This window comes from Methylophilus sp. 3sh_L (assembly GCF_046766015.1).
Lineage (GTDB): Bacteria > Pseudomonadota > Gammaproteobacteria > Burkholderiales > Methylophilaceae > Methylophilus.
In genome coordinates, this window is record NZ_JBKOUF010000001.1 from 191,144 (window position 1) to 213,208 (window position 22,065).

26 protein-coding genes and 5 tRNA genes are annotated in these 22,065 nt (G+C 49.5%); 30 read left to right on the forward strand and 1 reads right to left on the reverse strand.

The window, feature by feature from the left end:
• Positions 1-24: 24 nt before the first annotated feature.
• From hxlA to tatC, 11 genes are all read left to right on the forward strand, one after another.
• Positions 25-909 carry a 3-hexulose-6-phosphate synthase gene (hxlA, locus tag ACIDF8_RS00895; protein WP_412008771.1) on the forward strand — a complete coding sequence of 295 codons (885 nt, stop codon included), beginning with the start codon at positions 25-27 and terminating at the stop codon, positions 907-909.
• A 146-nt stretch (positions 910-1,055) separates the two neighbouring features.
• The gene (gene hisB / locus ACIDF8_RS00900; RefSeq protein ID WP_412008772.1) at positions 1,056-1,646 is read left to right on the forward strand and encodes an imidazoleglycerol-phosphate dehydratase HisB; all 591 of its coding nucleotides are present in this window, start codon (positions 1,056-1,058) and stop codon (positions 1,644-1,646) included.
• A gap of 12 nt (positions 1,647-1,658) precedes the next feature.
• Positions 1,659-2,303, forward strand: a complete 645-nt coding sequence (hisH, locus tag ACIDF8_RS00905) for an imidazole glycerol phosphate synthase subunit HisH (protein WP_412009628.1) — start codon at positions 1,659-1,661, stop codon at positions 2,301-2,303.
• 53 nt (positions 2,304-2,356) lie between these two features.
• The gene (hisA, locus tag ACIDF8_RS00910) at positions 2,357-3,097 is read left to right on the forward strand and encodes a 1-(5-phosphoribosyl)-5-[(5-phosphoribosylamino)methylideneamino]imidazole-4-carboxamide isomerase (RefSeq protein WP_412008773.1); all 741 of its coding nucleotides are present in this window, start codon (positions 2,357-2,359) and stop codon (positions 3,095-3,097) included.
• Positions 3,097-3,861, forward strand: coding sequence for an imidazole glycerol phosphate synthase subunit HisF (gene hisF / locus ACIDF8_RS00915; RefSeq protein WP_412008774.1), 765 nt, complete (start codon positions 3,097-3,099; stop codon positions 3,859-3,861). The genes hisA and hisF overlap by 1 nt, the downstream gene beginning before the upstream one ends.
• On the forward strand, positions 3,858-4,241 hold the full coding sequence (gene hisI / locus ACIDF8_RS00920; RefSeq protein ID WP_412008775.1) for a phosphoribosyl-AMP cyclohydrolase: 384 nt from the start codon (positions 3,858-3,860) through the stop codon (positions 4,239-4,241). The genes hisF and hisI overlap by 4 nt, the downstream gene beginning before the upstream one ends.
• Positions 4,234-4,554, forward strand: coding sequence for a phosphoribosyl-ATP diphosphatase (locus ACIDF8_RS00925; protein ID WP_412008776.1), 321 nt, complete (start codon positions 4,234-4,236; stop codon positions 4,552-4,554). The genes hisI and ACIDF8_RS00925 overlap by 8 nt, the downstream gene beginning before the upstream one ends.
• The gene (locus tag ACIDF8_RS00930; protein ID WP_412008777.1) at positions 4,551-4,880 is read left to right on the forward strand and encodes a histidine triad nucleotide-binding protein; all 330 of its coding nucleotides are present in this window, start codon (positions 4,551-4,553) and stop codon (positions 4,878-4,880) included. Before ACIDF8_RS00925 ends, ACIDF8_RS00930 begins: the two co-directional genes overlap by 4 nt.
• Before the next feature lie 26 nt (positions 4,881-4,906).
• Positions 4,907-5,089 (forward strand): Sec-independent protein translocase subunit TatA, encoded by a 183-nt coding sequence (tatA, locus tag ACIDF8_RS00935; protein WP_412008778.1) that lies wholly within the window; start codon positions 4,907-4,909, stop codon positions 5,087-5,089.
• Between the two features lie 13 nt (positions 5,090-5,102).
• Positions 5,103-5,624, forward strand: coding sequence for a Sec-independent protein translocase protein TatB (gene tatB / locus ACIDF8_RS00940; RefSeq protein ID WP_412008779.1), 522 nt, complete (start codon positions 5,103-5,105; stop codon positions 5,622-5,624).
• Positions 5,625-5,657: 33 nt separating this feature from the next.
• On the forward strand, positions 5,658-6,395 hold the full coding sequence (gene tatC, locus ACIDF8_RS00945; RefSeq protein ID WP_412008780.1) for a twin-arginine translocase subunit TatC: 738 nt from the start codon (positions 5,658-5,660) through the stop codon (positions 6,393-6,395).
• A 14-nt stretch (positions 6,396-6,409) separates the two neighbouring features.
• On the opposite strand, the gene ACIDF8_RS00950 is transcribed toward tatC, so the two are convergent.
• Positions 6,410-7,567, reverse strand: a complete 1,158-nt coding sequence (locus ACIDF8_RS00950; protein ID WP_412008781.1) for a S1C family serine protease — start codon at positions 7,565-7,567, stop codon at positions 6,410-6,412.
• 68 nt (positions 7,568-7,635) lie between these two features.
• Here ACIDF8_RS00950 and ACIDF8_RS00955 point away from each other — a divergent pair, with 68 nt between their 5' ends.
• The 19 genes from ACIDF8_RS00955 to rpoB all read left to right on the forward strand — a co-directional run bounded on the left by ACIDF8_RS00955 (position 7,636) and on the right by rpoB (position 22,048).
• Complete coding sequence (locus tag ACIDF8_RS00955; protein ID WP_412008782.1) at positions 7,636-8,382, forward strand: Nif3-like dinuclear metal center hexameric protein; 747 nt, start codon at positions 7,636-7,638, stop codon at positions 8,380-8,382.
• A 116-nt stretch (positions 8,383-8,498) separates the two neighbouring features.
• On the forward strand, positions 8,499-9,119 hold the full coding sequence (gene petA, locus ACIDF8_RS00960; protein WP_412008783.1) for a ubiquinol-cytochrome c reductase iron-sulfur subunit: 621 nt from the start codon (positions 8,499-8,501) through the stop codon (positions 9,117-9,119).
• 5 nt (positions 9,120-9,124) lie between these two features.
• A complete protein-coding gene (locus tag ACIDF8_RS00965) occupies positions 9,125-10,414 on the forward strand; it encodes a cytochrome b (protein ID WP_412008784.1) in 1,290 nt (429 codons plus the stop codon).
• Entirely contained in the window at positions 10,414-11,124 is a 711-nt protein-coding gene (locus ACIDF8_RS00970) for a cytochrome c1 (RefSeq protein WP_412008785.1), read from the forward strand. Before ACIDF8_RS00965 ends, ACIDF8_RS00970 begins: the two co-directional genes overlap by 1 nt.
• 65 nt (positions 11,125-11,189) lie before the next feature.
• Positions 11,190-11,789: a glutathione S-transferase N-terminal domain-containing protein gene (locus ACIDF8_RS00975; protein WP_412008786.1), complete on the forward strand. Its 600-nt coding sequence runs from the start codon at positions 11,190-11,192 to the stop codon at positions 11,787-11,789.
• Positions 11,790-11,852: 63 nt separating this feature from the next.
• Complete coding sequence (locus ACIDF8_RS00980; RefSeq protein ID WP_412008787.1) at positions 11,853-12,263, forward strand: ClpXP protease specificity-enhancing factor; 411 nt, start codon at positions 11,853-11,855, stop codon at positions 12,261-12,263.
• A gap of 140 nt (positions 12,264-12,403) precedes the next feature.
• A tRNA-Thr gene (locus ACIDF8_RS00985) sits at positions 12,404-12,479 on the forward strand.
• A 62-nt stretch (positions 12,480-12,541) separates the two neighbouring features.
• A tRNA-Tyr gene (locus tag ACIDF8_RS00990) sits at positions 12,542-12,626 on the forward strand.
• Between the two features lie 70 nt (positions 12,627-12,696).
• Positions 12,697-12,772: transfer RNA gene (locus ACIDF8_RS00995), tRNA-Gly, on the forward strand.
• A 20-nt stretch (positions 12,773-12,792) separates the two neighbouring features.
• A tRNA-Thr gene (locus ACIDF8_RS01000) sits at positions 12,793-12,867 on the forward strand.
• Positions 12,868-12,989: 122 nt separating this feature from the next.
• Positions 12,990-14,180 carry an elongation factor Tu gene (gene tuf, locus ACIDF8_RS01005; RefSeq protein WP_026295380.1) on the forward strand — a complete coding sequence of 397 codons (1,191 nt, stop codon included), beginning with the start codon at positions 12,990-12,992 and terminating at the stop codon, positions 14,178-14,180.
• 58 nt (positions 14,181-14,238) lie between these two features.
• Positions 14,239-14,314, forward strand: a tRNA-Trp gene (locus ACIDF8_RS01010).
• A gap of 43 nt (positions 14,315-14,357) precedes the next feature.
• On the forward strand, positions 14,358-14,705 hold the full coding sequence (gene secE / locus ACIDF8_RS01015; RefSeq protein WP_275357986.1) for a preprotein translocase subunit SecE: 348 nt from the start codon (positions 14,358-14,360) through the stop codon (positions 14,703-14,705).
• Positions 14,705-15,241, forward strand: coding sequence for a transcription termination/antitermination protein NusG (gene nusG, locus ACIDF8_RS01020; protein WP_412008788.1), 537 nt, complete (start codon positions 14,705-14,707; stop codon positions 15,239-15,241). The genes secE and nusG overlap by 1 nt, the downstream gene beginning before the upstream one ends.
• Before the next feature lie 89 nt (positions 15,242-15,330).
• Positions 15,331-15,762, forward strand: coding sequence for a 50S ribosomal protein L11 (gene rplK / locus ACIDF8_RS01025; protein WP_018987686.1), 432 nt, complete (start codon positions 15,331-15,333; stop codon positions 15,760-15,762).
• A gap of 1 nt (position 15,763) precedes the next feature.
• A complete protein-coding gene (rplA, locus tag ACIDF8_RS01030; protein ID WP_412008789.1) occupies positions 15,764-16,450 on the forward strand; it encodes a 50S ribosomal protein L1 in 687 nt (228 codons plus the stop codon).
• 271 nt (positions 16,451-16,721) lie between these two features.
• Entirely contained in the window at positions 16,722-17,219 is a 498-nt protein-coding gene (rplJ, locus tag ACIDF8_RS01035; protein WP_412008790.1) for a 50S ribosomal protein L10, read from the forward strand.
• Between the two features lie 32 nt (positions 17,220-17,251).
• The gene (gene rplL, locus ACIDF8_RS01040) at positions 17,252-17,632 is read left to right on the forward strand and encodes a 50S ribosomal protein L7/L12 (RefSeq protein ID WP_049637759.1); all 381 of its coding nucleotides are present in this window, start codon (positions 17,252-17,254) and stop codon (positions 17,630-17,632) included.
• Between the two features lie 243 nt (positions 17,633-17,875).
• Positions 17,876-22,048 (forward strand): DNA-directed RNA polymerase subunit beta, encoded by a 4,173-nt coding sequence (gene rpoB / locus ACIDF8_RS01045; RefSeq protein ID WP_412008791.1) that lies wholly within the window; start codon positions 17,876-17,878, stop codon positions 22,046-22,048.
• The last annotated feature ends 17 nt before the right edge of the window (positions 22,049-22,065 follow it).

Genomic DNA, 22,065 nt, shown 5'->3' on the forward strand with positions numbered 1-22,065 from the left:
TAGAGCAAACTCGGAGGAAGAAAAATGGCACAAACCCAGATGGCATTGGACTCATTGGATTTTGACGCGACGATCGCTTTAGCAGCTAAAGTGGCGCCACACGTTGATATCTTGGAAATCGGTACCCCTTGCATCAAGCACAACGGTATCGAATTGTTGAAAGCATTGCGTTCAAAATTCCCTAACAACAAAATTCTTGTTGACCTGAAAACAATGGATGCCGGTTTCTACGAAGCCGAGCCTTTCTACAAAGCAGGTGCTGACATTTGTACCGTTTTGGGTACTGCTGACATCGGTACTATTAAAGGTGTGATCGATGCTGCCAACAAATATGGCAAAGAAGCGCAAATCGACCTGATCAACGTTAAAGACAAAAAAGCACGTACGCTGGAAGTTGTTAAGTTGGGCGCACACATCATCGGCGTGCACACTGGCTTGGATCAACAAGCAGCTGGTCAAACTCCGTTTGCTGACTTGGGTCTGGTGTCCGGTTTGAAAACTGGCGCTAAAGTGTCTGTTGCAGGTGGTGTTAAAGCTGCAACGACAAAGCAAGTTGTTGATGCTGGTGCTGACATCGTGGTTGCTGGTGCAGCGATCTACGGTGCTGCTGATCCAGCGGCAGCGGCGACTGAAATCACTAAAATTGCACACGGTGCAGGTACTGGTGCTGCTAAAGGTGGTAACAAGTTGCTGCCATGGATCATTGCTGCAGTAGCTGCAGTCTTGGTTTTCTCTTTGTTGGGCAAAAAATCTGAAGAAGCTGCGCCAGCTGCTGAAGCGCCTGCTGCTGAAGAAGCTGCACCTGCCGCTGAAGCACCAGCTGCCGAAGCGCCAGCCGCTGAAGAAGCTGCACCTGCCGCTGAAGCACCAGCTGCTGAAGCTGCTCCAGCAACTGAAGAAGCAAAATAATCGACCCCTCTCTTTAGAGGCATGATTCAAAAAAGCAGCCCGATGGGCTGCTTTTTTGTTTTTAACAACTGCTTTTGCCTGTCTGGCAAGACTTGCTGTAAAATGCTGATTACTTGCAAATTCTCAGTGATCACCTTTCTTCTCATATGTCACGTCAAGCCGAAGTTACGCGTAACACGCTAGAAACCCAAATTACTGTCTCCATTGATTTAGATGGGACAGGCCATTCAGACCTGAATAGTGGACTGGGTTTTCTGGATCACATGCTGGATCAAATTGCCCGTCATGGCATGATAGACCTGAAAATTCATGCCAAAGGCGATCTGCACATTGACGCCCATCATACGGTGGAGGATATCGGCATTACTTTGGGTCAGGCCTTCAACAAGGCCGTGGGCGATAAGAAAGGCTTGACCCGTTACGGGCACAGCTATGTGCCGCTTGACGAAGCATTAAGCCGCGTCGCACTGGATTTGTCTGGCCGTCCTGGACTTGAGTTTGACTGCACTTTTACGCGCGCCATGATCGGCGAGTTTGATGTGGATCTCATTCATGAGTTCTTCCAGGGCTTTGTCAATCATGCGTTGGTCACGCTGCATGTAGATAACCTTAAAGGTAACAATGCGCATCACCAAGCTGAAACGATTTTTAAGGCGTTTGGCCGTGCCTTGCGTATGGCGGCGACGCCAGACTCACGCATGGCAGGCTTGATGCCTTCCACCAAAGGCACGCTATAGCCTCTGTTTATGATGAATCGTTTACACATTGCCATCGTTGATTATGGCATGGGGAATCTCAGGTCTGTTGCCAATGCTTTCAAAGCCGTTGCCCCCGATACAACCATTGCCGTCACCAGTGACCCGGCCGAGATCGCTCGGGCGGAGCGGGTGGTTTTTCCCGGTCAGGGGGCCATGCCCGATTGTATCCGCGAGTTGGATGCACGCAATTTGCGCCATGCCGTCATTGATGCAACGCAGCAAAAGCCTTTTCTCGGCATTTGTATCGGGTTGCAAATGTTGTTTGAGCATTCCGAAGAAGGCAATGTGCCTGGCCTTGGAGTGTATTCTGGTGAAGTCAAACGTTTTCCGCATGCACAAATGATTGATGCGCAGGGTGAGAAACTCAAAGTCCCACATATGGGGTGGAGTCAGGTGCATCAAACCCAGTCGCATCCCTTGTGGCAAGACATCTCCGATCAGGCGCGGTTTTATTATGTGCATAGCTATTATGTGGCTCCCGCTGAGCCAAGATTGACCGCCGCAACCACTGCCTATCCTTTTGATTTTACCGGGGCGATAGCACGTGATAACGTGTTTGCTGTGCAGTTTCATCCGGAAAAGAGCGCCAGCGCAGGCTTGCAACTTTTACGTAATTTTGTAAACTGGAAGCCCTGATAGGGCTTGCAGTCGTTTTAGTCACTACTCGTTATTTATCTACTGAAAACAACATGTTAATCATTCCAGCAATTGATTTAAAAGATGGCCACTGCGTGCGTTTGAAACAGGGACTGATGGAAGAGTCCACTGTATTTTCCGAAGATCCTGCAGCCATGGCCAGGCATTGGGTAGATAAAGGTGGTAAGCGTTTGCACCTGGTGGACTTGAATGGTGCTTTTGCGGGCAAGCCCGTCAATGAAGGGGCGATCAAGTCGATTGTGGCTGCCGTGGGTGGAGATATCCCGATTCAGCTCGGTGGCGGCATCCGCGATCTGGATACCATTGAGCGGTATCTTGATGATGGGATCAGTTACGTCATCATTGGTACCGCAGCTGTCAAAAATCCAGGCTTTTTGCATGAGGCTTGTTATGCTTTCCCTGGCCAGATCATGGTCGGCCTGGATGCCAAGGATGGTAAAGTCGCTGTGGATGGTTGGTCGAAGTTGACGGGCCATGACGTCATCGACCTGGCAAAGAAGTTTGAAGATTACGGTGTGGAAAGTATTGTGTATACCGATATCGGCCGTGATGGCATGTTGACTGGCGTCAATATTGAAGCGACAGTGGCATTGGCGCAGGCATTAACGATTCCAGTAATCGCCAGTGGCGGTGTGACTAATCTGGATGATGTGCGAAACTTGTGTGCAGTTCAGAGCGAAGGCATCATGGGCACCATTACCGGCCGCGCTATTTACGAAGGTACCCTGGATTTTGCCGCTGCGCAGCAGTTGGCGGATGAATTGTCCGCATAATGGGTTGCGCTAAGCGTATCATTCCCTGTCTGGACGTGACTGATGGCCGCGTCGTCAAGGGCGTCAACTTTCTTGAGCTGCGCGATGCCGGTGATCCGGTGGAAATTGCACAGCGCTACAACGACCAAGGTGCGGATGAACTGACGTTTTTGGATATTACCGCCAGCTCAGATAACCGCGACCTGATCCTGCACATTATTGAACGTGTCGCCGAGCAGATTTTTATTCCATTAACGGTTGGCGGCGGTGTGCGTAAGGTAGAAGACGTCCGGCGACTGCTCAATGCAGGTGCCGACAAAGTCAGCATCAATACAACTGCTGTGGTCAATCCGCAAGTGGTTGAAGATGCCGCTGGCCGTTTTGGATCACAATGTATTGTGGTCGCGATTGATGCCAAGAAAGTCGATAACCAGCCATTTGAGTGGGAAGTGTTTACTCACGGTGGACGTAATCCGACCGGCCTGGATGCTGTCAAATGGGCGCAAAAAATGGTCAGCCTGGGGGCTGGCGAGTTGCTGGTTACCAGTATGGACCGTGATGGAACCAAGATTGGCTTCAATAACCCGCTCAATAAAGCCATCAGTGAAGCTGTCGATGTGCCCCTGATTGCTTCTGGTGGCGTCGGGAATCTGCAGCATTTGGTGGATGGTGTCACTGTGGGTGGCGCTGACGCCGTTCTGGCCGCCAGCATTTTTCACTATGGTGAGTTTACTGTGCAGCAAGCGAAAGACTATATGCGCGAACATGGGATAGAAGTGCGATGAGCTGGCTGGATCAAGTTGCCTGGACTGCAGAAGGCTTGGTGCCGGTCATCGCCCAGGAAAAAGACACGGGCAAAATTCTTATGTTTGCCTGGATGAACCGCGAAGCCTTGCAATTGACCAAAGATTCCGGCCATGCGGTTTATTATTCACGCTCCCGTAACAAACTATGGCACAAAGGTGAAGAGTCTGGCCATACACAGATCGTGCATGATATCCGCCTTGATTGTGATAATGATGTCGTGCTGATCACGGTCGAACAATTGGGTGGCATTGCCTGTCACACCGGAAGGCACAATTGTTTTTTCCAGCAATTGCAGGATGATCGCTGGGTAACCATAGAGCCTATCCTTAAAGACCCGAAAGCGATCTATCATGAGTGATGACGTATTAAGCCGCTTGTCGGAGTTGCTGGAAGCCCGTAAGGCTGCCGACCCTGCCAGCTCTTATGTCGCCAAACTCTATGCCAAAGGCATGGATAGTATTCTCAAAAAGGTGGGAGAAGAGGCGACGGAGACGGTGATTGCGGCCAAAGGCGGCAACAGAGAGGAACTGATTTATGAAACTGCAGATTTGTGGTTTCATACCTTGGTGATGTTAAGTCATGCGGGCTTGCAGGCGCAGGATGTGCTCAATGAACTTGCACGCCGTGAAGGATTATCTGGCATCGTTGAGAAAGCGAGCAGGAAAGAATGAGTGCGGATTGCATTTTTTGCAAAATAGTGGCTGGTAGTATCCCGGCGAAAACGTTATATGAAGATGATGAAGTCATCGCTTTTCATGATATTCGGCCATTGGCACGTGTGCATTTTTTGATTGTGCCTAAAGCGCATATTGAGACATTGAAAGAATGTACCGCTGAGCATCAGGCCCTGCTTGGGAAAATGATGTTGCTGGCAGCGAGATTGGCCGCAGAGCAGGGACTGGTTGGCTATAAAACCGTGGTGAATGTCGGGCGTGAAGGTGGTCAGGAAGTGTTCCATATCCATCTGCATGTGTTTGGTGGCGGCCCTGCCGCTTAAAGAAGTGGGCGCTTAAGGAGATTGCAATGGGTTCATTTAGTTTATGGCATTGGCTGATTGTATTGTTGATTGTGGTGCTGGTATTCGGCACCAAAAAACTGCGTAATATTGGCGGTGACGTGGGCGGCGCGGTCAATGAGTTCAAGAAAGCAATGAATGAGGGTAAGGATAGCTCCAAACCTGACGAGATTTCTGACAAGAGTAAGTAAGCACTGACTGATTGTGTTTGATATTTCCTTTTCAGAATTACTGGTGATTGCCCTGGTTGCCCTGGTGGTGATTGGGCCCGAAAAGCTGCCTAAAGTCGCCCGCACTGCGGGCGCTTTTTTTGGCCGTATGCAGCGCTTTGTTACCCAGGTGAAAGACGAAGTTAACAGGGAGGCTCGCTTCGCTGAATTGCAGCAGTTGCAAGATGAGGTAAAGTCTGGTCTGCAGTCGGTGTATGATGAGGCGGCGAACACGATTCTGCCCACCACTCAAGAAGCGACGGCAGAGCCCGAGATTCAAGAAGTGGAACCAGTTAAAAAACCACGCAAGCCACGACAACGTCAGTCAGCCACTAAAAACAACATCGTTAATGAACATGCGATTGAGGACAGTGCAACTGCGCAGCAATCACCGCTAGTGATGATGCAGGCGCCTACCCCTCAAGCAGAATTATTTGCAGAAGCCACTGCACCAACGCCAACAAAACGTCGCGTCCGTAAAGCAGTGAAATCACCCAACGACGCACCATCTTCCTAGCCCAGGCGCTCAGTCTTTGCGGCCGCATTAAATATGACACCCACAGAAAGCTTTATTTCCCACCTGATTGAATTGCGTAACCGTTTATTGCGCGCTGTTGCGGGCTGGCTGGTGGTTTTTGTATGCTTGTTCCCGTTTGCTGACCGCATTTACCATTTGCTGGCGGCGCCGCTGCTGGCAAAGTTGCCACAAGGGGCGCAAATGATTGCTACTGCGGTGACCACGCCGTTTTTTGTGCCGATGAAGGTGACCATGATGGCTGCCTTTCTGATAGCCTTACCCTGGATGATCTATCAATGTTGGGCGTTTATTGCGCCCGGCTTGTACGCGCATGAAAAACGATTGATTCGGCCTTTGCTGGCTGCAGCCATTGTTTTATTCTTTATGGGCATGGCATTTGCCTATATTGCGGTGTTTCCCGTCGTATTTGGCTTTTTGGTGGGCAGCGCTCCGGCAGGTGTGGCGGTGATGACTGATATCGCTGAATATCTGGACTTTGTCATCGGTATGTTCTTGGCGTTCGGCTTTGCCTTTGAAGTGCCTATCGCTGTCATCCTGCTTGCCTTGATGGGCTGGGTGAATTTGGCGCAACTGAAAGAAGCACGCTCTTATGTGATTGTAGGTGCTTTTGTATTGGGTGCCGTTTTCACGCCGCCAGACATTGTTTCCCAATGTATGTTGGCCATCCCGCTATGGTTGCTTTATGAATTGGGCTTGCTGGTTGTCCGTTGGTTGCCGCAATCGCCAGCAGACAGTGCACCCACTGCTTGATGAATTAATCCAAACTATTGCGGCAGTTTGCTTGGGAGTGGGCGCTTACCTACTGTTAGGCTAATTTCCATTTTCTTACCAGCGCGCAAGATCGCCAGTGTGGCCTTGTCTCTTGGTTTCAGCATCGCAATCAGATTCAGCATTGCCTGGCTATCCGTCACAGGTTTGTTATCGATGGCAATCAGGATGTCGCCAGGACGTAATCCGGCGCGATCAGCCGGGCTGTCTAGCAAGACGCCGGCAATTAATGAGCCATTCACATTTTTGAGGTTAAAGGATTCTGCCAATTCCGGCGTAATGTCTTGCGCTTCTATGCCTATCCAGCCACGTGTCACTGAGCCGTTAAAGGTTATTTGCTCCATGACTTGTTTGGCAATACTGACCGGAATGGCAAAGCCTATCCCCATGCTGCCGCCGTTGCGCGAATAGATGGCGCTGTTAATACCTATCAGGTTGCCGTTAACGTCGATAAGTGCGCCACCAGAGTTGCCTGGGTTGATCGAAGCATCGGTTTGAATAAAGTTTTCAAAGGTATTGATGCCTAGATGATTGCGGCCCAATGCGCTAATAATGCCTTGGGTGACGGTTTGACCGACGCCAAACGGGTTACCGATTGCCAGTACGACATCACCGACCTTCATTTGATCGCTATTGCTAAACGTGATTGCAGGCAATTGTTTGCGGTCAATTTTAAGCACTGCCAGATCTGTCTCAGGATCGGTACCAACCACCGTCGCAGAGGATTTGCTACCGTCACTCAGTGCCACTTCAATTTGGTCGGCTGAACTGATGACGTGGTTGTTCGTGAGGATCAGGCCATCTGCACTCACAATGACGCCACTGCCAAGACTGTTTTCAGGTTGTTCATCCTCTTCTTCTATTTCATCGCCGAAAAAATGACGAAACAAGGGGTCATTTTTTAATGCATGATGTGGGTCCTGGCTAATCCTGGCAGTGGTGAAAATATTAACCACCGATGGCATGGCTTTACTCACGGCATTGCGGTAGCCGGATTTTGCCACCATGGCTTGGCTATTGGCGACGGTTTCCTTGATGACCAGCGTTTTGTTTGCAGGTTGTGTGAGCAGGTTAGGATAAAAAAGTTTTAAGACAAACAAAATGCCCAGACAAACGGTGACTGCTTGTGAGAAGATAGACCAGAGATGTCGCATAGATGCCAAAAGTTAAATGTGCAATAAAGTGAATGTCTTAACCAACGACTAGTATATGAGACTCAGAGATGGAATTGAATCTTCTTGTCAGTGAATTGGCTAATTTTTTGCAACTTGGCAAATTTCAGGACTATTGCCCCAATGGTTTGCAAGTGGAGGGGCGGCCGCAAGTGCAGCGGATTGTGAGTGGGGTGACTGCCAGTCAGGCCCTGATTGAGGCAGCTATTGATCTAAAGGCTGATGCTATTCTGGTGCATCATGGCTATTTCTGGCGTGGCGAGGCGGCTGAGGTAACGGGAATGAAGCGACAGCGCCTTAAACACTTGCTCACACATGATATCAGCCTGCTGGCGTATCACTTGCCGCTCGATGCGCATCCGCAGGTTGGAAACAATGTGCAGTTAGGACAAGTGTTCGGCTGGCCTGTGACGCACTATCTTGATGATAAAAATATGCTGCCTGTCACAAAATTAACACAGCCGATGACGGTGGCACAGGTGGCAGAGCATGTCGGGCAACGATTGGGTCGGCAGCCGCAATTGCTTGGGGTGCAGAATAAGTTAGTACACACTGTCTCTTGGTGTACTGGTGCCGCTCAATCCTATATTCAGCAAGCTGTGAATGCTGGCGTGGATTTGTTTATCAGTGGTGAAGTTTCTGAGCAAACCTGGCATACCGTCTGCGAATCGGGTACGGCTTACCTCAGCGCGGGGCATCATGCCACAGAACGCTATGGTGTACAGGCGCTCGGGCAGTGGCTCGCGCAAACGCATGGATTTGACCACGTTTATGTGGAGTTGGATAACCCGGTTTAATTGATTAATATCAATGACTTATTGAAATAAATTTGGCTTGTTTCTGCGAAAAATGTATAATCGCGACTCAAGTTTTATACTCACTGTTACCTCAAAAGGGTAGATTAAGGAAGCCAATGTCAGAAAACAAAATTGACAACAACTGTTTGTCGTTTTGCCAGCCATCTGAGGTGGATTTGCAAAAACGCGATTTTTTGGTGAAAGCGACTGCCGCCACCGGCGCTGTCGGGGTGGCTGCAGTAGCGGTGCCGTTTGTTGGTAGCATGCTACCAAGTGAACGTGCCAAAGCAGCGGGTGCACCTGTCGAAGTGGATATCAGCAAGTTGAAGCCAGGTGAAAAAATGACGGCTGAATGGCGCGGTCAACCAGTCTGGATTGTCCGTCGTACGCCGGAAATGCTGGATAAGCTGGTCAAACATGACGACCAGTTGTCGGATCCAAATCTGGAGGTGCCACAACAGCCGGAGTATTGCAAAAACAAGGATCGTTCGATCAAGCCGGAGTTTGGGGTCATGTTGGGGACCTGTACGCATCTGGGTTGTTCACCAAATGACAACTTTGCAATGACGGCTGACTGGGATGGTGGTTTTGTCTGCCCTTGCCACGGCTCTAAATTTGACTTGGCTGGCCGTGTGTTCAAAGGCTCTCCGGCGCCAAAAAACTTGCTGGTGCCGCCACATCAATATCTCACTGAAACGACCTTGCTGATCGGCGAAGACAAGAAGGCGGAGGCTTAATTATCATGGCAACGAATAAAAAAACAACAGCTGCCGCTGGTTTGTTGGGCTGGTTTGATGCCAGATTCCCGCTGACCAGTACCATCAAGGGACACCTTACCGAGTATTACGCACCGAAAAATTTCAACTTCTGGTATTTCTTCGGTTCATTGGCTTTATTGGTGCTGGTGCTGCAAATAGTCACTGGTATCTTCCTGACCATGAACTACAAGCCGGATGCTGAGTTAGCTTTTGCTTCGGTGGAATACATCATGCGGGATGTATTTGGCGGCAATATCATCCGTTACATGCACTCTACCGGTGCTTCCATGTTCTTCGTGGTGGTCTACCTGCATATGTTCCGTGGCTTGATTTACGGTTCTTACCGGACCCCACGTGAACTGATCTGGTTGTTTGGTGTAGGCATTTTCCTGGTGTTGATGGGTGAAGCTTTCTTTGGTTATCTGCTGCCATGGGGCCAAATGTCTTACTGGGGTGCACAGGTGATTGTGAACCTGTTCTCAACCGTGCCGTTTATTGGTCCTGACTTGTCAGAATGGTTGCGCGGCGACTACCTGGTTTCCGATGCTACCCTGAACCGTTTCTTTGCTTTCCACGTGATTGCTTTGCCACTGGTTTTGCTGGGCTTGGTTGCTGTGCATATTGTGGCTTTGCATGAGGTTGGTTCTAACAACCCGGATGGCGTTGAGATCAAGGCGCACAAAGACAAGACAACCGGTATTCCATTGGATGGTATTCCTTTCCACCCTTACTACTCTGTGAAAGATCTGGTCGGCGTGGTTGTGTTCCTGATGGTGTTTTTTGCCATTGTGTTCTTTATGCCTGAAATGGGTGGTTACTTCCTCGAAGCGAATAACTTTATTCCCGCTGACCCGTTGAAGACGCCTCCGCATATTGCACCGGTTTGGTATTTCACACCTTATTACTCCATCTTGCGTGCAGTACCGCCTATTGGTATTTCGCAATTCCCGGGTGTGGTCGCCATGGGCTTGTCAGTCGTTGCCTTTGCATTCTTGCCCTGGTTGGACAAGAGTCCGGTGAAGTCTATTCGCTACCGTGGCAAGCTTTACAAGCGCTGGCTGACCGCGTTTGTGATCAGCTTTGTGATCTTGGGTTACCTGGGAACCGTGCCGGGTGATGTATGGGGTCAGTTTGGACCGTGGATGGGTCGTGCAGACCGCGCAACTGTACTGGCGCGTATTTGTTCAGTTGTGTACTTTGCATTCTTTGCCTTGATGCCTTGGTATACCAAAAAAGATCAAACCAAGCCTGTGCCAGAAAGGGTGACATACTAATGATGAAGAAATTGTTTTTGCAGGCCTTTACAGGCTTGGCCCTCTTGGCGTCAGCGATGGCGTTTGCAAATGAGGTGCATATTGACGTCAAGGCGCCAATCAAAATGACGGATAAAGCGTCATTGCAGCGTGGTGCCAAGATTTTTGTAAACTACTGCCTCAACTGCCACAGTGCCAACTACATGCGCTACAACCGCTTGCAGGATATTGGCCTGACCGACAAGGAGATCAAGGAGAATCTGCTGTTTGCCGGTGAGAAGGTGGGCGAGACCATGCGAATTAGCATGAATCCTAAAGATGCGAAAAAATGGTTTGGTGCTGCACCGCCTGATTTGAGCGTTGAGGTGCGTGCGCGTGGTGCGGATTGGGTGTATGCCTATCTGCGTAGTTTCTACAAGGATGAGTCCCGTCCTACTGGCTGGAATAACTTGGTCTTTGACAAGGTTGCCATGCCGCATGTGTTGTACGAGTTGCAAGGTGTGCAGCTGTTGGATCACGAAACGCACACCCTTAAGTTGGATAAAGCCGGTAAGCTCAACCCACAAGAGTATGACCAGTTTGTCGGTGACCTGACCAACTTCCTCGCATTTATGGCGGAGCCAGCCAAACAATCACGTTTGTGGATTGGTGTGGTGGTGTTGCTGTTCCTGGCAGTGTTGTTCTTCTTGGTGAAAAAAATCAAAGCCGAATACTGGAAAGATATTCGCTAATTGCCAACCAAGTCTGACACCAAGGCGTGAGGCCTTGGTGTCTTTTTTTATAGGGAAAATAAATTATGATGAGATTGTATTCGGGTACCGTTGATCCTTACAGTCACCGTTGCCGTATCGTGCTGTTCGAGAAAGGCATGGACTTTGAAGTCATTGATGTGGATTTAACCAATAAAACAGAAGATCTGGCGATTTTGAACCCATATGGGGAAGTGCCAGTGTTGGTTGAGCGTGACTTGGTCTTGTCGGAAGCTAATATTATCAATGAATATATTGATGAGCGTTTCCCACATCCGCAGCTTATGCCAGCAGACCCTGTCATGCGTGCCCGTGCAAGATTGTTCTTGTATAACTTTGAGAAAGATTTATTTAGTCACATCAAAGATATCGAGTCTGGTAATGACGAAGCGGCTGACCGCGCGCGCAAAGTGATTCGTGATAATTTGACCCAGTTGGTGCCTATCTTCGGTAAACAAAATTACCTGATGGGGGATGAATACTCCATGCTGGATGTGGCGATTACGCCGTTACTCTGGCGTTTGGGGCACTATGGCATTGAGTTGCCGAATCAGGCTTCGCCTTTGCTCAAATATGCAGAGCGTTTGTTCTCCCGTCCGATGTATGCAGAAGCGATGACGCCGTCTGAAAAGGCAATGCGTAAGTAATTCTTGAGTTATGCATAAGCAGCGCGAATCAATATTCGCGCTGTTTTTTTAAGGAAGTTCGATATGAGCACATTAATCCCAACGACGGCATATTTGATTCGCGCCATTCATGAATGGTGTATCGACAATAATCTGACGCCGCATTTGCTGGTTAAAGTGGATGCGCACACGCGAGTACCGATGGCGTATGTGAAAAATGGTGAGATCGTGCTCAACGTCAACTACACCGCAGTGAAAGATTTGCATATCGATAACGATGCGGTGGTGTTCTCTGCGCGGTTTAATGGCGTTGCGCAGCATATCTATGTCCCTATCAATCGGGTGGGTGGGGTGTTCGCGCGCGAAAATGGCCAAGGCATGTTCTTTGAGGTGGTTGATGGTGTGCCGCCAGTCCCAGAAAAGCGGGAGTCTGCTGAAACTGAACCGGCTACCGAGATGCAAGCGAAAAAAAATCACCTCAAAGTCGTGAAGTAAATTGGCTTGTCCTGCTTGGGTGCATGTTGTTTTATCGGTCCCGCAGCTTAAAACCAAATTTTTAAACAAAAAATAAAAAAATTCATAAAAGCACTAGATCACATCGCAAAAAAAGTGATATAGTTGCGCCTTCCTGAAATGCCGGGTTAGCTCAGTTGGTAGAGCAGCGCACTTGTAATGCGAAGGTCATCAGTTCGATTCCGATACCCGGCACCAAATTTATGTCAGTTGACGTTGACGTCAATGAGATAAACCGCGATAATCGCGGTCGATTTTTTGGAGGGGTGGCCGAGTGGTTAAAGGCGACGGACTGTAAATCCGTTCTCTCTGAGTACGCTGGTTCGAATCCAGCCCCCTCCACCAAAAAAAGATTGCCTGTAGGTGTTGCTGTAAAGCGGGTCGGTGAGAGCCTTCCTTGGGTGTTCTGCATAGTGCGGGTGTAGCTCAGTTGGTAGAGCACTTGCCTTCCAAGCAAGATGTCGCGAGTTCGAACCTCGTCGCCCGCTCCAACAATAACAAAAGGCAAAACGCCCATGTGGCTCAGTGGTAGAGCACTCCCTTGGTAAGGGAGAGGTCGCGGGTCCGATTCCCGCCATGGGCACCAGATTCGCTCTGTAGTGATATGGGGCTTGGTAAGTAGTCGCGCAAGGGTGCTGTCATCCGCGTCGCATAATTTGTGAAAACAATATTATTGGCTTTATTTAGTACTAATAAAGGAAAAACATCATGGCAAAAGGCAAATTTGAACGTACCAAGCCACACGTGAACGTTGGTACGATTGGTCACGTTGACCACGGTAAGACAACATTGACAGCGGCGATCACTACTGTGTTGACGAAGAAATTTGGTGGCGAAGCAAAAGCTTACGACCAAATTGACGCAGCACCAGAAGAAAAAGCACGTGGTATTACTATTAACACTGCGCACGTTGAATATGAGACAGCTACTCGTCACTATGCACACGTTGACTGCCCAGGCCACGCTGACTACGTTAAAAACATGATTACCGGTGCTGCCCAGATGGACGGCGCGATCTTGGTATGTTCCGCTGCTGACGGTCCTATGCCACAAACACGTGAGCACATCCTGTTGGCCCGTCAGGTTGGCGTACCATACATCGTTGTGTTCCTGAACAAAGCAGACATGGTTGACGATGCTGAATTGCTGGAACTGGTTGAAATGGAAGTGCGTGACTTGCTGAGCAAGTATGACTTCCCAGGTGACGACACTCCAATCATCAAAGGTTCTGCTAAATTGGCCCTTGAAGGCGACCAATCAGAAATCGGCGAACCAGCCATCTTCGCATTGGCTGACGCATTGGACAGCTACATCCCAACCCCAGAGCGTGCTATCGACGGTACATTCCTGATGCCAGTAGAAGACGTGTTCTCTATCTCTGGTCGTGGTACTGTGGTAACAGGCCGTGTTGAGCGTGGTATCGTTAAAGTCGGCGACGAAATCGAAATCGTTGGTCTGAAGCCAACACTGAAAACCACCTGTACTGGTGTTGAAATGTTCCGTAAACTGCTGGACCAAGGTCAAGCAGGTGACAACGTAGGTGTACTGCTGCGTGGTACTAAGCGTGAAGAAGTAGAACGTGGTCAAGTATTGGCTAAATCCGGTTCTATCAAGCCACACACCAAGTTCACCGCTGAGATCTACGTGTTGGGTAAAGATGAAGGTGGTCGTCATACACCATTCTTCAACGGCTACCGTCCACAGTTCTACTTCCGTACCACTGACGTGACTGGTGCAGTTGAGTTGCCAGCAGGTACAGAAATGGTGATGCCAGGTGATAACGTATCTATCACTGTGACATTGATCGCTCCGATCGCGATGGAAGACGGTCTGCGTTTTGCGATCCGTGAAGGTGGTCGTACCGTTGGTGCTGGCGTTGTTGCCAAAATCATCGAGTAATTGTTGATGTAAATGAAAGCTGCGCTACAACCCGTGCAGCTTTCACTTTAAAGAGTACAGGCCAATAGCTCAATTGGTAGAGTATCGGTCTCCAAAACCGAGGGTTGGGGGTTCGAGACCCTCTTGGCCTGCCAAACACCCAGAATAGTCTGAGGTGTAAATCATAAAGTTAAGTATATGATCGATAAAATCAAACTGGCTTTATCCCTGTTGTTGCTTGCTTTGGGGATTGCCGGTTTTTATCTTTTTGAAGATAAAGCAATGGTTATCAGGATACTTGCCGTCTTGGCAGGTATTGTCGCATCTGTGGCAGTCGCGTGGACTGCGCCGCAAGGTAAGCAGGCGCTGGTATTTTTTAATGAGTCTGTTGCTGAAGCCAAGCGTGTGGTGTGGCCAACGCGTCAGGAAACCATGCAAACAACACTGGCTGTGGTCGTGTTGGTTGTGATCATGGCGGCTTTTCTGGCCTTGGTAGACATCAGTTTTGCCTACATGGTGCAATGGATTATGGGTAGGGGTGCTTAATGGCTATGCGTTGGTATGCAGTTCAGGCCTTCTCCGGCATGGAGAAATCCGTTAAAGCTGGTTTGGAAGAGCGCGTCGCAAGATCGAATTTACAAGACCAATTCGGTGACATTCTGGTCCCGGTTGAGGAAGTGATTGAATTAAAGAATGGTCAGAAGACCATTTCGGAGCGGCGTCTGTATCCTGGCTATGTGCTGGTACAAATGGAAATGACCGACGAAAGCTGGCATTTGGTCAGAAGTACACCGCGCGTGACTTCCTTTATCGGTGGTACAGCACAGCGCCCGACACCGATCAAAGATAAAGAAGTAGAGATTATTCTGCGCCGTATGGATGACAGTAAGTCTAATCCAACACAGAAAATGACCTTCGAGAAAGGTGAGAGTGTCCGTGTGATTGATGGTCCTTTCAAAGATTTCTCAGGTAGCGTAGAGGAAGTGAACTACGACAAGAACAAACTGCGTGTTTCTGTGGTCATTTTTGGCCGTGCGACACCAGTTGAGCTGGATTTTGCACAGGTAGAAAAAGAAGTCTAGTTGTGCACTTGTCGGCTGCTATTGCTGGCAGTCGATTTTTTCAACGGGGAGCCTGCTAAAGGCGTTATTACCCATTTTAGGAGTCAAACATGGCAAAGAAAGTCATTGGCTACATCAAGCTGCAGATCCCTGCAGGTAAAGCCAACCCAAGCCCACCAGTTGGTCCAGCACTGGGTCAACGTGGTCTGAACATCATGGAATTCTGTAAAGCGTTTAACGCGGCAACACAAGGCGTTGAACCAGGTCTGCCTATCCCAGTGGTGATCACTGCGTTTGCAGACAAGAGCTTCACTTTTGTGATGAAAACCCCACCAGCAACCGTGCTGATCAAAAAAGCGGCCAAGCTGGAAAAAGGTTCTGCACGTCCACATACCGACAAGGTTGGCAAGATTACTCGTGCGCAAGCTGAAGAAATTGCTAAAACAAAACAGCCTGACCTGACGGCTGCTGACCTGGATGCCGCCGTACGTACCATCGCTGGTAGCGCACGCAGCATGGGTATCGAAGTGGAGGGTGTATAACATGGCAAAAAGAATTGATGCGTTGCGCGCGAAAATCGACCGCAACAAATTGTACCCAGTGGCTGATGCCCTGAACCTGGTTAAAGAAGGCGCCACTGCCAAATTTAACGAGTCTGTAGATGCGGTGATTAACTTGGGTATCGACCCACGTAAATCTGACCAGCTGGTGCGTGGTGCGATTGTATTGCCTAACGGTACTGGTAAATCTGTACGCGTAGCCGTATTTGCACAAGGTGCACAAGCTGAAGCGGCTAAAGCGGCAGGTGCTGACATCGTTGGTTTTGAAGATCTGGCAGAGCAAGTTAAAGGCGGCATGCTGGACTTCGACGTAGCGATTGCAACCCCAGATGCGATGCGTATCGTGGGTGCGCTGGGTCAAGTATTGGGTCCACGTGGTTTGATGCCAAACCCTAAAGTGGGTACCGTGACACCTGACGCTGCGACTGCAGTTAAAAACGCTAAAGCCGGTCAAGTACAATACCGTACTGACAAAGGCGGTATCGTACACTGCACGATTGGCCGTGCTTCATTCACAGTTGAACAATTGCAAGGCAACCTGTCTGCATTGCTCGAAGCTTTGAACAAAGCCAAGCCAGCCAGCTCCAAAGGCGTATACCTGAAGAAGTTGTCCGTTTCCAGCACCATGGGTCCTGGCGTACGTGTTGACCAAGCTTCAGTAGCAGCTTAAGCATTAAAGTCCCGATCCATCGCTGGGTCGGGCAAGTACTTTGGGCTTGAGTGTTTATGCAGTTTCAATAAGCACTCAAGAGCATCAAAGACCGTTGGTGGTAACTTAATTGAAAGTTGAATGCAGATGGGCGAGCAATCCTCTGTTTGCAGCAATTTGAAACCAACGCAGATGGCGATCCCCAACACAGGATATATCCATGCCCTGCACAAGGACGCCGTGAGTGGCCCGGGATTTTTCCGGGCTTTCATTAACGGAAGGAGAATAGACCTTGAGTCTTAATCTTACAGAGAAAAAAGAAGTCGTTGCCGAGGTTGCTGCACAAGTAGCAAACGCACAAGCAATCGTACTTGCTGAGTATCGTGGTATTGGCGTGGCCAATATGACGAAACTGCGTGCAGAAGCACGTAATGCAGGTGTGTATCTGCGTGTGTTGAAAAACACCTTGGTTCGTCGTGCAGTAGAAGGTACGCCTTTTGCAGCATTGGCTGACGACATGGTTGGGCCGCTGGTTTACGGTATTTCTACCGATCCAGTTGCAGCCGCCAAAGTCATGAACAATTTCGCTAAAGAAAACGAGTTGTTCGTACTGAAAGCGGGCGCTATGCCTAATGAGCGTCTTGATGCGGCTGGCGTGCAAGCCTTGGCCTCTACATTGAGCCGTGATGAGTTGCTGTCCAAACTGGCTGGCATGCTCAACGAAATCCCAACCAAGTTTGCTCGTGCCGTTGCAGCAGTACGCGACGAAAAAGAAAAGCAAGCGGCTTAATTTTTAATCAAATATTTTAGGAAATTTATATCATGGCAATTTCTAATGCTGACATCTTAGATGCAATCGGTGGCATGACCGTATTGGAACTGACTGCATTCATCAAAGAAATCGAAGAGAAGTTTGGTGTTTCTGCTGCTGCGGTTGCAGTGGCTGCTGGCGGCGCTGCTGCTGGTGGTGCTGCTCCAGCTGCTGCTGAGCAAACTGAGTTCAACGTCATCTTGAACGGCGCTGGCGACAACAAAGTGAGCGTGATTAAAGCAGTTCGCGAACTGACTGGCTTGGGCTTGAAAGAAGCTAAAGACCTGGTAGACGGCGCACCTAAAGCTGTTAAAGAAGGCGTAAGCAAAGCTGACGCTGAAGCAGCTGTGAAGAAATTGATCGAAGCGGGCGCGACTGCTGAGATGAAATAATTCACAATTGTGAATCTGGCTGGGCTGACGGGAGACCGTCGGCCTTCGCCATTTCTGGCGTTGCAGATTGTAAATAAACTGTAATTGTCCAGAAGCCTGTTGTAAAAGCGGTATTGTGGCCACATATAGATAAGCCAACCGGCTAATTAAGTGGCTGATTTTAAATGCGAAGTTAGATGTCAAAACATTGCAGTGGATGAAAAGTGTTTTGTCTTCTACCCTCAAAAAATTTCAGGAGACGCTATGAGCTATTCCTTTACCGAAAAGAAACGTATCCGCAAGAGCTTTGCCAAGCGTGACAGCGTTCAAGAGGTGCCTTACCTGCTGGCCATGCAGCTGGAGTCCTACAAATCATTTTTGCAGGAAAATGTTCCAGTTGATCAGCGTAAAAATGAAGGTCTGGAATCTACTTTCCGTTCAATTTTCCCTATCGTTAGCCATTCCGAGAATGCACGTCTGGATTATGTGAGCTACCAATTAGGCGCAGAGCCGTTTGACGTCAAAGAATGTCAGCAACGTGGCCTGACTTATGCTGTGCCACTTCGTGTCAAAGTCCGTTTGACCATCATGGACCGTGAAGCGTCCAAACCCACCGTGAAAGAAGTGAAAGAGCAAGAAGTGTACATGGGTGAATTGCCACTTATGACCGAAAACGGCTCTTTCATTATTAACGGTACCGAGCGTGTCATCGTGTCCCAGTTGCATCGTAGCCCAGGTGTGTTCTTTGAACATGACCGTGGTAAAACCCACAGCTCCGGTAAACTGTTGTTCTCCGCGCGTATCATTCCTTACCGTGGTTCATGGTTAGACTTTGAGTTTGACCCTAAAGATTACTTGTACTTCCGTGTAGACCGTCGCCGCAAAATGCCAGTGACCATCTTGCTGAAAGCATTGGGCTACACTCCAGAACAAATCCTGGAAACATTCCACGACACTGACACTTTCCACATTGGTCCTAAAGGCGTGGAGTTTGAGTTAGTGGCTGACCGCCTGCGTGGTGAAGTGGCCAAATTTGATATCACGGACAAAGATGGTAACGTGCTGGTCGCCAAAGATAAGCGCATCACCGTAAAACACATCCGTGATATCGAAAAAGCCGGTGTGAAAACCATGGCGGTGCCGACCGACTTTATGATGGGTCGTGCCGTTGCCAGAAATATTATTGATACGGAAACTGGTGAGCTGATTGCCAATGCCAATGATGAATTGACTCCTTCATTGTTGGAAAAGCTGGTGGCTGCCAAGATCTCTGAAGTCGATACGATTTATACCAACGACCTGGATCACGGTAACTTCATCTCACAAACCTTGCGTACAGATGAGATTCCTGACCAGTACAGCGCACGTGTTGCGATTTACCGCATGATGCGCCCTGGTGAACCACCTACCGAAGAGGCTGTAGAAGCCTTGTTCAATGGTTTGTTCTTCTCTGAAGATCGTTATGACCTGTCTGTGGTAGGCCGCATGAAGTTCAACCGCCGTGCTTACCCAAGCAAGCTGGAAGACCGTACTGCCGCCTGGATGCGCCGTTTCTACGAAAACGTCGGTCCACAAGGCGACACCGGTAGTAACGTGCTGTCTAACGAAGACATCCTGGCCGTGATTGGCGTGCTGATCGAGTTGCGTAATGGCCGCGGTGAAATCGACGATATTGATCACTTGGGTAACCGTCGTATCCGTTCCGTGGGTGAATTGGCAGAGAACCAGTTCCGTGCCGGCTTGGTACGTGTTGAGCGTGCTGTGAAAGAGCGTTTGTCTCAGGCTGAGTCTGAGAACTTGATGCCGCATGACCTGATCAATGCGAAACCAGTGTCCAGCGCGATCCGTGAGTTCTTCGGTTCCAGCCAGCTGTCACAGTTTATGGACCAGACTAACCCGCTGTCTGAGATTACGCACAAGCGTCGTATCTCTGCCTTGGGCCCTGGCGGTTTGACCCGTGAACGTGCCGGTTTTGAGGTGCGTGACGTACATACGACCCACTATGGCCGTGTCTGTCCAATTGAAACGCCTGAAGGTCCAAACATTGGTTTGATCAACTCTTTGGCGCTGTATGCCCGTACCAACGAATATGGTTTCCTCGAGACCCCATACCGTTTGGTGGAAGGCAATAAAGTCACTGGCAAGATTGATTATCTGTCTGCGATTGAAGAAAGCCAGTACGTGATTGCCCAGGCAAACACTGAGATTTCTTCAGACGGTGGCTTCAAGGAGGATTTGGTTTCTGCGCGTTTCCATAACGAATTCACCATGACACAACCTGACCGCGTACAGTATATGGACGTGGCGCCAGGGCAGATCGTGTCTGTGGCGGCTTCATTGATTCCGTTCCTGGAGCACGATGACGCGAACCGTGCCTTGATGGGTGCCAACATGCAACGTCAAGCCGTACCATGTCTGCGTGCTGAAAAAGCCGTGGTTGGTACCGGTATCGAGCGTACCGTGGCAGTTGACTCCGGTACTGTGGTAACAGCACGCCGCGGTGGCGTGGTTGATTATGTGGATTCTGGCCGTATTGTGATCCGTGTTCACGATGCTGAAGCGCAAGCAGGCGAAGTGGGTGTGGATATCTACAATCTGACCAAGTACACACGTTCTAACCAGAACACCAATATCAACCAGCGTCCGCTGGTCAAAGTGGGCGATATCATTGCCCGCGGTGACGTAGTGGCTGACGGTGCGTCGACTGATATGGGCGAATTGGCACTGGGTCAGAACATGCTGGTAGGCTTTATGCCTTGGAACGGTTACAACTACGAAGACTCGATTTTGATTTCTGAGCGCGTGGTGGCTGATGACCGTTACACTTCAATTCACATTGAAGAACTGTCAGTAGTCGCACGTGATACTAAGTTGGGACCTGAAGAGATTACCCGCGATATTTCGAACTTGTCTGAGCGTATGCTGGGCCGTTTGGATGACTCCGGTATTATCTACATCGGTGCTGAGGTGGAAGCGGGCGACGTACTGGTGGGTAAAGTGACACCAAAAGGTGAAACCACTTTGACGCCAGAAGAAAAATTGCTGCGTGCGATTTTTGGTGAAAAAGCGTCTGACGTGAAAGACACCTCACTGCGCGTGCCATCTGGCATGACAGGTACTGTGATCGACGTACAAGTGTTCACGCGTGAAGGCATAGACCGTGATGCACGTGCGCAACAGATCATTGACGACCAGTTGTCTCACTACAAGAAGGATCTGGGCGACCAGATGCGTATTGTGGAAGACGATACATTCGGCCGTATCAGCCGTCTGCTGGTTGGTAAAGCAGCGACCGGTGGTCCTAACAAGCTGAAAAAAGGCGATACGCTCACCCAGGAATACCTGGAAAGCGTGGGTCGTTATGACTGGTTTGACATCCGTTTGAGCGATGAAGAAGCAGCACGCCAGCTGGAGCAATTAAAAGACAGCCTGAGCCAGGCACGCGTTGAATTTGACAACAAGTTCGAAGAGAAAAAGCGTAAACTGACTCAAGGTGACGAATTGCCACCAGGTGTGCAGAAAATGGTCAAGGTTTACCTGGCGGTGAAACGTCGCATTCAGCCTGGTGACAAGATGGCGGGTCGTCACGGTAACAAGGGTGTAATCTCCAAGATTTGCCCGGTGGAAGACATGCCACACATGGCTGACGGTACACCGCTGGACATCGTGTTGAACCCGCTGGGCGTTCCATCACGTATGAACATTGGTCAGATTCTGGAAACCCACTTAGGTTGGGCTGCTAAAGGTTTGGGAAAGCGCTTGGGCGATATGCTGCAAGCAGAAGCAAAAGTGGCTGAAATCCGTAGCTTCCTAGACAAGATCTACAACAGCAGCACTGGCAAGAAAGAAGATATTGCCGGCCTGACAGATGTAGAAGTGATCGACCTGGCAACCAACTTGAAACATGGCGTGCCATTTGCAACACCAGTGTTTGACGGTGCCGCTGAGTCTGACATTCGTGCCATGCTGGATCTGGCTTTCCCGGATGATGACGAGCACACCAAGAAACTGCAGTTCCACGCAGGTAAAACACAGGTCAAACTGTTTGACGGCCGTACAGGTGATGCATTCGAGCGTCCAGTGACAGTGGGTTACATGCACGTACTGAAACTGCACCACTTGGTCGATGACAAGATGCACGCACGTTCTACCGGTCCTTACAGCCTGGTGACACAGCAGCCATTGGGTGGTAAAGCCCAGTTCGGTGGCCAGCGCTTCGGTGAGATGGAAGTGTGGGCACTGGAAGCTTATGGTGCGTCATACACCTTGCAAGAGATGTTGACCGTGAAATCAGATGACGTGAATGGCCGTACCAAGGTGTACGAAAATATCGTCAAAGGTGAGCACAAAATTGATGCGGGTATGCCTGAATCATTCAACGTGTTAGTGAAAGAAATCCGTTCACTGGCCATTGATATTGATTTGGACCGTAACTAAGCCCCGCCATTAGGAGA

Coding starts and splice junctions, on each gene's coding strand:
- hxlA (WP_412008771.1), top strand. CDS start 25: ATGGCACAAACCCAGATGGCATTGGACTCATTGGATTTTGACGCGACG.
- hisB (WP_412008772.1), top strand. CDS start 1,056: ATGTCACGTCAAGCCGAAGTTACGCGTAACACGCTAGAAACCCAAATT.
- hisH (WP_412009628.1), top strand. CDS start 1,659: ATGAATCGTTTACACATTGCCATCGTTGATTATGGCATGGGGAATCTC.
- hisA (WP_412008773.1), top strand. CDS start 2,357: ATGTTAATCATTCCAGCAATTGATTTAAAAGATGGCCACTGCGTGCGT.
- hisF (WP_412008774.1), top strand. CDS start 3,097: ATGGGTTGCGCTAAGCGTATCATTCCCTGTCTGGACGTGACTGATGGC.
- hisI (WP_412008775.1), top strand. CDS start 3,858: ATGAGCTGGCTGGATCAAGTTGCCTGGACTGCAGAAGGCTTGGTGCCG.
- ACIDF8_RS00925 (WP_412008776.1), top strand. CDS start 4,234: ATGAGTGATGACGTATTAAGCCGCTTGTCGGAGTTGCTGGAAGCCCGT.
- ACIDF8_RS00930 (WP_412008777.1), top strand. CDS start 4,551: ATGAGTGCGGATTGCATTTTTTGCAAAATAGTGGCTGGTAGTATCCCG.
- tatA (WP_412008778.1), top strand. CDS start 4,907: ATGGGTTCATTTAGTTTATGGCATTGGCTGATTGTATTGTTGATTGTG.
- tatC (WP_412008780.1), top strand. CDS start 5,658: ATGACACCCACAGAAAGCTTTATTTCCCACCTGATTGAATTGCGTAAC.
- ACIDF8_RS00950 (WP_412008781.1), bottom strand. CDS start 7,567: ATGCGACATCTCTGGTCTATCTTCTCACAAGCAGTCACCGTTTGTCTG.
- ACIDF8_RS00955 (WP_412008782.1), top strand. CDS start 7,636: ATGGAATTGAATCTTCTTGTCAGTGAATTGGCTAATTTTTTGCAACTT.
- petA (WP_412008783.1), top strand. CDS start 8,499: ATGTCAGAAAACAAAATTGACAACAACTGTTTGTCGTTTTGCCAGCCA.
- ACIDF8_RS00965 (WP_412008784.1), top strand. CDS start 9,125: ATGGCAACGAATAAAAAAACAACAGCTGCCGCTGGTTTGTTGGGCTGG.
- ACIDF8_RS00970 (WP_412008785.1), top strand. CDS start 10,414: ATGATGAAGAAATTGTTTTTGCAGGCCTTTACAGGCTTGGCCCTCTTG.
- ACIDF8_RS00975 (WP_412008786.1), top strand. CDS start 11,190: ATGATGAGATTGTATTCGGGTACCGTTGATCCTTACAGTCACCGTTGC.
- ACIDF8_RS00980 (WP_412008787.1), top strand. CDS start 11,853: ATGAGCACATTAATCCCAACGACGGCATATTTGATTCGCGCCATTCAT.
- tuf (WP_026295380.1), top strand. CDS start 12,990: ATGGCAAAAGGCAAATTTGAACGTACCAAGCCACACGTGAACGTTGGT.
- secE (WP_275357986.1), top strand. CDS start 14,358: ATGATCGATAAAATCAAACTGGCTTTATCCCTGTTGTTGCTTGCTTTG.
- nusG (WP_412008788.1), top strand. CDS start 14,705: ATGGCTATGCGTTGGTATGCAGTTCAGGCCTTCTCCGGCATGGAGAAA.
- rplK (WP_018987686.1), top strand. CDS start 15,331: ATGGCAAAGAAAGTCATTGGCTACATCAAGCTGCAGATCCCTGCAGGT.
- rplA (WP_412008789.1), top strand. CDS start 15,764: ATGGCAAAAAGAATTGATGCGTTGCGCGCGAAAATCGACCGCAACAAA.
- rplL (WP_049637759.1), top strand. CDS start 17,252: ATGGCAATTTCTAATGCTGACATCTTAGATGCAATCGGTGGCATGACC.
- rpoB (WP_412008791.1), top strand. CDS start 17,876: ATGAGCTATTCCTTTACCGAAAAGAAACGTATCCGCAAGAGCTTTGCC.